This is a genomic window from Microbaculum marinum (assembly GCF_037855135.1).
In the GTDB taxonomy this organism is placed as follows: Bacteria; Pseudomonadota; Alphaproteobacteria; order Rhizobiales; family Tepidamorphaceae; genus Microbaculum; species Microbaculum marinum.
On record NZ_JAZHOF010000019.1, the window covers coordinates 1 to 9,098 of the forward strand.

Genomic DNA, 9,098 nt, shown 5'->3' on the forward strand with positions numbered 1-9,098 from the left:
CACGCCACAGGCTCGGAGCAAGCCGCCCCACCCCACCCCCGACCCCTCCCCATCAAGGGGAGGGGGGCGTGCGGAGCACCGGCCGGGATTCCCGCCGCCGCCGAGCCGAGGGTACGCGCACCTGGCGGCAGTTGCGCGGGAGATGATGGGCCGACCCGGCGTGGGACCAAGATCCGCATTGATCGTTTGAACCCAAAACTGTTATGAGCGGGGCCGACCATCAGGGAGGATCTCCGGTGCAACGCGACGAGCGCGGACCCGACACGGCCGCCGAAGCCGGGCTGCCCGACCTGCCGCCGTCGCTGAGCGCGGCGCGCGACGGCGACATCGCGGTGCTGCGGCTGTCGCGGCCGGACAAGCGCAACGCGCTGAACGATCCGACCGTGCTCAGCCTCGAGACATTCTTCACAGGGCTGCCGGACGGCGTCCGGGCCGTGGTGCTGGCCGGCGAAGGCAGGCATTTCTGCGCCGGTCTCGACCTCGGCGAGCTGCAGGAGCGCGACGTCGCCGAGGGCCTGCGGCACTCGCGCATGTGGCACTCGGTGTTCGAGGCAATCGAGTTCGGCCGGGTGCCGGTGGTGGCGGTGCTGCACGGCGCGGTGGTCGGCGGCGGGCTGGAGCTCGCCTGCGCCTGCCACGTCCGGGTGGCGGAGCGATCGGCCTATTACGGCCTGCCGGAGGGGCAGCGCGGCATCTTCGTCGGCGGCGGCGGGTCGGTGCGGGTGCCGAAGCTGATCGGCGCCTCGCGGATGATGGACATGATGCTGACCGGCCGCGTCCACGACGCCGCGGAGGGCCAGCGGCTCGGCCTGTCGCACTACCTCGTCGAGGATGGCCAGGGCCTGGCGACCGGGCTGGAGCTCGCCCGCAAGATCGCCTCGAACGCGCCGATGACCAACTTCGCGGTGATGCAGGCGATCCCGCGCATCGCCGAGGCGTCCGGCGGCAACGGCTACCTGACCGAGGCGCTGATGGCGGCGGTCGCCCAGAACGAGGGCGAGGCCAAGCGGCGGCTGCGCGACTTCCTGGAAAAGCGCGCCGGCAAGGTCGAGAAGGACGGATGAGCGGGGCGGCGCGGGCGGACCGGGATCGCGACGCCGGGTCGGCGACCTTCCGGCCAGTGGCGCTCGGCCGGCGCGCCGTCGACATGGAGCGCCGCACCGACGGCACGATCCGGCTGACCTCGCCGGACCCCCTGCCCGACCATCCCCGGCGGCTGACCGACCGGCTGGTGCACTGGGCGGGCGAGGCGCCGGAGCGGGTGTTCCTGGCCGGCCGGGAGCCGGGCCGGGAGGGCTGGCGGAGGCTGACCTATGCCGAGACGCTCGACGCGGTGCGGGCCGTCGGCACCGCGCTGCTCGACCGCGGGCTGTCGGCGGAGCGGCCGGTGGTGATCCTGTCGGGCAACGACATCGAGCACGCGCTGCTCGGACTCGCCGCGCAGTATGCCGGCATCGCGCACGCACCGGTGTCGCCGGCCTATTCGCTGATCTCCACCGACTTCGCCAAGCTGAGATACATCGTCGAGCTGCTGACCCCCGGCCTGGTGTTCGCCTGCGACGGCGAGGCGTTCGGCGAGGCGATCGCCGCCGCCGTGCCGGCGGACTGCGAGGTGGTGGTGACGCGCAACCTGCCCCGGCAGCGGGCGGCGACGCCGTTCGGCGACATTCTGGCGACGCCGGCCGGCGATGCGATCGAGGCGGCGCACGAGGCGGTCGGCCCCGACACTATCGCAAAGTTCCTGTTCACGTCCGGCTCGACGGGGATGCCGAAGGCGGTGATCAACACGCAGCGCATGCTGACCTCCAACCAGGAGATGCTCGCCTGCGCCTTTCCGTATTTCCGCGACGAGCCGCCGGTGCTGCTCGACTGGGCGCCGTGGAACCACACCGCCGGCGGCAACCACAATTTCGGGCTGGTGCTGTACAACGGCGGCACGCTCCACATCGACGACGGCAACCCGACGCCGGCCGGCATGGCGCGCACCGTCCGCAACCTGCGCGACGTCTCGCCGAACTGGTACTTCAACGTGCCGAAGGGCTTCGACGCGCTGGCCCAGGCGCTGGCCGAGGACCAGGGCCTGCGCGAGACCTTCTTCAGGGACCTGAAGATCCTGTTCTACGCCGGCGCCGGCATGGCCCAGCACGTCTGGGACGCGATGGACGAGATGGCAGTCGCCACCTGCGGGGCGCGGATCCTCAGGCTGTGCGGCTTCGGCGCCACCGAGACCGGTCCGTTCGCGCTGGTGCTGCTGTGGGACGCGGCAGCGGGCAACCTCGGGATCCCGGCGCCGGGCATCGACCTGAAGCTCGTTCCCAACGGCGACAAGCTGGAGGCGCGGATCAGGAGCCCGGGGGTGATGCCCGGCTACTGGCGCCAGCCCGAGCTGACGGCGGAGGCCTTCGACGCGGAGGGCTACTACATGTTCGGCGACGCGATGCGCCTGGCCGACCCCGACGACCCGTGCGCCGGGCTGATCTTCGACGGGCGCATCAAGGAGGACTTCAAGCTCGCCACCGGCACCTGGGTCAATGTCGGGCCGCTCAGGGCGGCCTTCATCGACCACTTCGCGCCGCTGGTGTCGGACGTGGTGATCGCCGGGCTGAACCGGGACTGCGTCGCCGCGCTGGTGTTCGCTGACCTGCACGCCTGCCGGCGGCTGGCCGGACTTGCCGCCGATGCCGGCCTCGCCGACGTGGTCGGCGACGAAACGGTGCGGGCAGCCTTCGGCGAGCGGCTGCAGGAGTTCGCGGCGCGGGCGACGGGCTCCTCCAACCGGGTGGCGCGGCTGATGCTGATGCAGGCGCCGCCGGCGATCGACCGCCACGAGATGACCGACAAGGGCTCGATCAACCAGCGCGCCGTGCTGGAGAACCGGGCCGGGCTCGTCGAGGAGCTCTTCGCCGATCCGCCGTCGCCGCGGGTCATCGCGCTCAGCGAGGGAACCTGAGGATGTTTGGCACCGAACACGCCGTCACCGCGGCCTGGGACGACGTCTGGCTCGTCGACGGGGTGCGCACGCCCTTCGTCGACTACAAGGGGGCGCTGTCGCTGGTCTCGCCGATCGACCTCGGCATCAAGGTGGCGCGCGAGGCGCTGGCCCGCGCCGCGGTTCCGCCCGCTGACGTCGGCACGGTGATCGCCGGTTCGATGGCGCAGGCGAGCTTCGACGCCTACATGCTGCCGCGCCATGTCGGCCTCTATGCCGGCGTGCCGGTCGAGGTGCCGGCCCACCTGGTCCAGCGCATCTGCGGCACCGGCATCGAGGTGATCAGCCAGGCCGCCGACGCGGTGTCGCTCGGCCGCACCGACGTGGCGCTGTGCGTCGGGGCGGAATCGATGAGCCGCAACCCGGTCGCCGCCTACACCCACCGCGGCGGCTTCGACATGGGCCGCGTCGAATTCAGGGACTTCCTGTGGGAGGCGCTGCTCGACCCGGCCGCCGACGTCACCATGGGCGGCACGGCGGAGAACCTCGCCGAGCGCTACCAGATCGGTCGCGAGGAGGTCGACGCCTACGCGGCGCGCAGCTTCGAGCGGGCGCTGGCGGCCAGGGAGTCCGGGTTCCTGGCCGGCGAGATCGCCCCGGTCGTCAGCGAGACCTTCGCCGTCGACGGCTACAACGACCGCGGCATCAAGCTGCCGCGCAAGGTCGAGGCGGTCGGCGAGGACACCCATATCCGGCCGTCGTCGGTTGAGGCGCTGGCCAGGATCCGGCCGGCCTTCGGCGGTGTCCAGACCGGCGGCAACTCGTCCGGCGTGGTCGACGGGGCGGCCGCCGCGCTGGTCGCTTCCGGGGACTATGCGCGCCGGCGCGACGGCGCCCCGCTGGCGCGGCTGGTCACGGCGGCGGCCGTCGGCGTGCCGCCGGAGATCATGGGCATCGGCCCGGTGCCGGCGATCCGCGCCGTGCTGGAGCGCAGCGGTCTTGCCCTCGACGACATCGACCGCATCGAGATCAACGAGGCCTTCGGCGCCCAGGTGATGGCCTGCGCCCGGGAGCTGGGGATCGACGAGGACAGGCTGAACGTCAACGGCGGCGCGATCGCCATCGGCCATCCGCTGGGCGCGACCGGCATCCGGCTTGCCGTTACCGTGGCGCGCGAACTGAAGCGGTCGGGGCTCAGATACGGCATCGCGTCGGCCTGCATCGGCGGCGGCCAGGGCATCGCGCTGCTGGTGGAGAATGTGGCCGTGCGGTGAGGCTCGGAATGGCGAGGGTGCGACGACGGGAGGATCGAGAGCCGGATGGGCTGTGCCGGACCGTGCCGCAAGCTCTGCGCTGGGTCCCGGATCAAGTCCGGGACGTATTCTGTGCTCCTGGTTGAAGCTCCACAACACGACAGGCCTACGCCCCGGACTTGATCCGGGGCCCAGCGCGGCGGGGTGCTGGAGAATACTTCGTGTGCAGCCTGCCGCAGCGCCTCAATCACCGTTTGCGTTCAAACAGTTGCAGACGCAAACAATCATCTTGCCCGGGCCGCGAGGGTCGGGCTAGGGTTACGGCACGAGAGTCACCGGCGCGGCAGGCGCAAGGTGGCCGGGCCGATCGCACCAAGATCCGCTATCTTCAGGGAGGACACAGATGAGCATCAAGAGCTTGCTTGCCGGATCCGTTCTGGCTGCCGCCGGGGTGGCCGTCGTCGCGCTGTCGGGCGTCGTGCCGGTGGCCGGCAGCGCGCAGGCGCAGGACGATCCCGTCGAGATCCGCTTCTCGCACTGGGTCCCGCCGACCCATCCGCTGCAGGCGGCGATCACCGAATGGGGCGAGTCGATCAACAAGGCCTCCGACGGCACGATCAGCGTGACGATCTTCCCGGCGCAGCAGCTCGGCGCGGCCAAGGACACCTACGACATGGTCCGCGACGGCATCGCCGACATGGGCTACATCAACCCGGGCTACACGCCGGGCCGGTTCCCGATCTTCGACGCCGCCAACCTGCCGTTCAACGTCACCAACGCGACCGACGGCTCGGCCGCCATCGACGAGTGGTACAGCCGCTACGCCGACAAGGAGATGGGCGACATCTACGTGTGCCTGGCCAACGCCCACGATCCCGGCGCCTTCCATTCCAAGGAGCAGATCGCCGTGCCCGGCGATGTCGACGGCATGAAGGTGCGGCCGGCCAACGGCACCATCTCCAAGCTCGTCACCATGCTCGGCGGCCAGCCGGTGCAGGTCAGCGCGCCGGAATCGCGCGAGGCGCTTGAGCGCGGCGTCGCCGACGCGATCACCTTCCCGTGGGGCTCGATCCTGCTGTTCGGCATCGACAAGACGACCAAGTACCACCTCGACATGCCGCTCTACGTCGTCGGCTTCGTCTGGGGCATGAACCAGGACTTCTACGACTCGCTGTCGGACGCCCAGAAGAAGGTCATCGACGACCACTGCAATCCGGAATGGGCCAAGCAGACCTCGGTCGGCTGGGCCGCCTACGAGAGCGGCGGCCGCGACAAGATCAAGGCGATGCCCGACCACACCGTGACCGAGCCGACGCCCGACCAGGTCGCCGCATGGCGCGAGGCGGTGGCGCCGATGCTCGACGAATGGAAAAAGACCGTCAACGACGCCGGCCACGACGCGGACGCGATCTGGGCCGACCTCGGCGACACCCTGAAGAAGTACAACTCGCAGTACTGAACGCCCCGCAGCGCCGCCCCGCTCCGGGCCGCGGCGCTGCGTTCGCATCCTTCAGGAGCGGTCCGCGGGGGCGTGCCGTGGGGCCGATCTTCGAAACAGCCAGGCGGACAGGAGCCACAGGGCGACGAAGACGGTGTTGAGCGCGAACACTCCCACCACACCCGGCGGCTCCGTCAGGGCGGGCCGGAGGGCCGGCAGGGCCGCCACGACCGCCGGGACGAGCAGCTGGGCAATCGCCATCGCGAGACAGGCCCGCGCCATGCCGGGCGGCCGCAGCCGCGCGACGAGGGCACCGATCACCCCGATGGCAAGGACACCCAGATACATCACGGCGAACAGGCCGTCGTCCGCGATGATGCCGACGGCAGCGTTCAGCCAGACGAGCAGGAGCGCCGTGGCGACCGACAGCGCGACGGCAACGCGGTACGCGCCGGTGCCCCCCACGCCCGCCAGCGCCTCGTACGTGATCGCGGCCCCGAACAGCAGGACGGCGGCGAACACGAAATCGAAGGGACCCCAGCGCCAATCGTCGCTGACCTGCGTCGCCACGAGCGGGACCGCCAGTATCGCGGCCACGGCCAGGGCCCACAGGGCAATCCGCCGGCGGCCGATGCCCCATCCGCGCGTTCCAGCCTCGTCCCGCATTCTCCGTCTCCTTTCCGATCCGCAACCGGATAGCACATCGGCCCGCCGCGGGCGTTTCACCCTGACACATGGCGCGTCGGCCGCCGGCACCGGACGCGGTCCGGCCCGCCGGCCGCAGGCGGTTGCTCCGGTCCGCCGTCCATGAAAGGCTCCAGACCGCAGCGGGGAGCGGATCCGGCATGAACGCGTTCGAACGGCTGATCAACCGGATCGTCCTGCTCGTCGACGCCGCAGCGGCGATGTTCCTGGGCGTGATCACCGCGCTGACCTTCATCACCGTGGTGCTGCGCTACGTGTTCAACGCCAGCCTGCCGGGCTCCTTCGACGTCGGCCGGCTGCTGCTCGGCGTCGCGATCTTCTGGGGCATCGCGGTCGCCGCCTACCGCAAGGAGCACATCCAGGTCGACATCCTGTGGTCGGCGCTGCCGCGGCGCGCGCAAGGCGCGCTCAACGTCTTCGCCGACCTGGTGTTCTTCGGCTGCGCCTGCGTGTTCACGGCGATGTTCTGGCTGCGCGTCATGGCGACGCGGACGGCCGGCGAGACGACCTTCGAGCTCGACGTGCCGATCTGGCCGTTCCACTTCGCCGCCTGGCTCGGCATCGCCTTCACCGCGGTGGTGCTGGCGGCACGCATCCTGCACGTCGTCGTGCTGCGCCGGTTCGATTCCCCTGACGAGGGGCCGCCCGGCCAGGATTCGATCGCCGATCCCCTCGGGCTCCCGACCCGCGAGCCATGAACCGCCCGAAACCATGAGCCGCGTCCAACCATGAGCTATCCGGACCTGATCGCCGTCGGCGGCTTCGTCGTGCTGTTCGTGCTGCTGCTGCTGCGCGTGCCGATCGGCGTGGCGATGGGGCTGGTCGGCGTCGGCGGCTTCGCGATGATGGTGCGCACCGGTCCGGCGCTGAACCTGATCGGCCTGTCGCCGATCCGCACCGCCACGGAATACTCGCTGGCGCTGATCCCGATGTTCATCCTGATGGGGTCGCTGGCGACCGCCTCGGGCCTGAGCGCCGAACTGTACCGGGCCTCGAACGCCTGGATCGGCCATCGGCGCGGCGGCCTCGCCATGGCGACGATCGCCGCCTGCGGCGGCTTCGCGGCGATCTGCGGGTCGTCGGTGGCGACGGCGGCGACGATGACCAAGGTCGCCCTGCCGGAGATGAAGCGCTACGGCTATCCCGACACGCTGGCGACCGGCTCGATCGCCGCCGGCGGCACGCTCGGCATCCTGATCCCGCCGTCGATCGTGCTGGCGATCTACGGCATCCTGACCGAGCAGGACATCGGCAAGCTGTTCATCGCCGGCGTCGTGCCCGGCATCCTGGCGCTGGCGCTCTACCTGGTCACGGTGCGGCTCTACGTGCAGTTCTCCAGGCACGACGTGCCGGTGCAGCCGCTGGCGACATGGCGGGAGCGGGTCCACGCCTCGCGCGGGGTGTGGGCGGTGGTGCTGCTGTTCGTGTTCGTGATGGGCGGCATCTACGGCGGCGTCTTCACGCCGTCCGAGGCGGCCGGGATGGGAGCCTCCGGCGTTCTGATCATCGGGGTGGTGCGCGGCCGGCTGAACTGGCGATCGATCTACCGCTGCCTCGTCGACTCGATCCAGGTCTCGGCCTCGATCTTCTTCATCCTGATCGGCGCGCTGCTGTTCGGCTATTTCCTGACCGCGACGCAGACGCCGCAGAAGATCGCGACGCTGCTGCTCAGCTTCGAACTGGGCGCCTACGGCACGCTGGTGCTGATCCTGCTGTTCTTCCTGGTGCTCGGCTGCATCCTCGACGCGATGGCGATGATCGTGCTGATGATCCCGATCATCTTTCCCGTCATCCTGCACCTGGGCTTCGACCCGATCTGGTTCGGCGTCATCATCGTGATGACGGTGGAGCTCGGCCTGATCACGCCGCCGGTCGGCATGAACGTGTTCGTGCTCAACTCGCTGGCGCGCGACATCCCGCTGCAGCGGATCTTCGCCGGCGTCATGCCGTTCGTGCTGATGGACGTGTTCCGGCTGGCGCTGCTGGTCGCCTTCCCGATCCTGGTGCTGTTCCTGCCCAACACGATGCAATGACGGTCCTCGCCGAAACGCCCTTCATGCAGGTGCGGGCCGAGCTTGCCGACATCCTGGAGTTCGGAGCGACCCCGGCCGGCACGCGCCGCGTCATCAACATCCTCGGCGGGACCGTGACCGGCCCGCGGCTGAACGGCCGCATCCTGCCCGGCGGGGCCGACTGGCAGGTGATCCGCGCCGACGGCGTCGCCGACATTTCGGCGCGCTACACGATTCAAACCGAGTCCGGCGCGCTGATCCTCGTCTCGAGCGACGGCGTGCGCCACGGCCCGCCCGAGGTGATCGCGAGGCTTTCGCGCGGCGAGGACGTCGATCCGGCGCTCTACTACTTCCGCACCGCCATGCGCTTCGAGACTGGCGGCGCGGACGTCGCCTGGCTGAACAGGGTGATCGCGGTCGCCCGCGGCAAGCGGGAGGCGAACGCGGTGGTGCTGGACGTGTACGAGGTGGTGTGAGGAAAAGCGGCGGCTGCGCCGGGTCGTTGCGCTGGGTCCCGGGTCAAGCCCGGGACGTATTCTGTGCGTGGGGCATGGCATTTGCCAATTCCGTAGCCTACGCCCCGGACTTGATCCGGGGCCCAGCGGGGCGATTGCCGCACTTGCCGCCGATCCTTCGAGAGGGGCGCTGACGCGCGCCCGAGCGGCGGCTTCGCCTGGCTTTGCGCTGGGTCCCTGTGTGTTTTGGATGTGCGATGGTGTGTGCGGGCGGGAGATCGTTGGGTCCCTGGTCTGAGAGACCGT

8 protein-coding genes are annotated in these 9,098 nt (G+C 70.4%); 7 read left to right on the plus strand and 1 reads right to left on the minus strand.

Annotation, left to right across the window (positions count from 1 at the left end; genetic code table 11):
- Positions 1-236 precede the first annotated feature (236 nt).
- The 4 genes from V3328_RS26505 to V3328_RS26520 all read left to right on the plus strand — a co-directional run bounded on the left by V3328_RS26505 (position 237) and on the right by V3328_RS26520 (position 5,641).
- The gene (locus tag V3328_RS26505; protein ID WP_422732931.1) at positions 237-1,064 is read left to right on the plus strand and encodes a crotonase/enoyl-CoA hydratase family protein; all 828 of its coding nucleotides are present in this window, start codon (positions 237-239) and stop codon (positions 1,062-1,064) included.
- On the plus strand, positions 1,061-2,950 hold the full coding sequence (locus V3328_RS26510; RefSeq protein WP_340332753.1) for a feruloyl-CoA synthase: 1,890 nt from the start codon (positions 1,061-1,063) through the stop codon (positions 2,948-2,950). The genes V3328_RS26505 and V3328_RS26510 overlap by 4 nt, the downstream gene beginning before the upstream one ends.
- Positions 2,951-2,952: 2 nt before the next feature.
- Complete coding sequence (locus tag V3328_RS26515; protein ID WP_340332754.1) at positions 2,953-4,203, plus strand: thiolase family protein; 1,251 nt, start codon at positions 2,953-2,955, stop codon at positions 4,201-4,203.
- A 382-nt stretch (positions 4,204-4,585) separates the two neighbouring features.
- Positions 4,586-5,641: a TRAP transporter substrate-binding protein gene (locus V3328_RS26520; RefSeq protein WP_340332755.1), complete on the plus strand. Its 1,056-nt coding sequence runs from the start codon at positions 4,586-4,588 to the stop codon at positions 5,639-5,641.
- Positions 5,642-5,692: 51 nt separating this feature from the next.
- Here the strand turns inward: V3328_RS26520 and V3328_RS26525 are convergent, their stop codons facing one another.
- Complete coding sequence (locus V3328_RS26525; protein WP_340332756.1) at positions 5,693-6,286, minus strand: hypothetical protein; 594 nt, start codon at positions 6,284-6,286, stop codon at positions 5,693-5,695.
- A 179-nt stretch (positions 6,287-6,465) separates the two neighbouring features.
- On the opposite strand from V3328_RS26525, the gene V3328_RS26530 reads away from it, so the two are divergent.
- Genes V3328_RS26530 through V3328_RS26540 form a run of 3 tightly spaced genes read left to right on the plus strand, consistent with a single transcriptional unit; the run spans position 6,466 to position 8,813 of the window.
- Positions 6,466-7,023, plus strand: a complete 558-nt coding sequence (locus V3328_RS26530) for a TRAP transporter small permease (protein WP_340332757.1) — start codon at positions 6,466-6,468, stop codon at positions 7,021-7,023.
- A 30-nt stretch (positions 7,024-7,053) separates the two neighbouring features.
- Positions 7,054-8,358 (plus strand): TRAP transporter large permease, encoded by a 1,305-nt coding sequence (locus V3328_RS26535; RefSeq protein WP_340332758.1) that lies wholly within the window; start codon positions 7,054-7,056, stop codon positions 8,356-8,358.
- Positions 8,355-8,813, plus strand: a complete 459-nt coding sequence (locus tag V3328_RS26540) for a DUF3237 domain-containing protein (protein ID WP_340332759.1) — start codon at positions 8,355-8,357, stop codon at positions 8,811-8,813. The genes V3328_RS26535 and V3328_RS26540 overlap by 4 nt, the downstream gene beginning before the upstream one ends.
- Positions 8,814-9,098 lie beyond the last annotated feature (285 nt).